This window comes from Streptomyces hilarionis (assembly GCF_024539675.1).
Classification (GTDB): domain Bacteria; phylum Actinomycetota; class Actinomycetes; order Streptomycetales; family Streptomycetaceae; genus Streptomyces; species Streptomyces hilarionis.
In genome coordinates, this window is sequence record NZ_JAHHIT010000945.1 from 1 (window position 1) to 206 (window position 206).

Annotated in this window: 1 protein-coding gene; it reads right to left on the reverse strand. The window is 73.3% G+C overall.

What is annotated here, in order from left to right:
* Nucleotides 1-206 (reverse strand): hypothetical protein (locus KMS84_RS40860; RefSeq protein ID WP_368860729.1); only part of this gene is annotated, 206 nt, incomplete at both ends.

Below are 206 nucleotides of genomic sequence, written 5' to 3' on the forward strand. Positions count from 1 at the left end.
ATCACCATCTTGATCACCCCGGCCACCCCCGCCGCGGCCTGCGTGTGACCGATGTTCGACTTCAACGACCCCAGCAGCAACGGCCGGCCGTCCGGACGGGACCGGCCGTAGGTGGCGAGCAGCGCCTGCGCCTCGATCGGGTCGCCGAGCCGGGTGCCCGTGCCGTGCGCCTCCACCACGTCCACCTCGGCCGGCGACAGACCCGC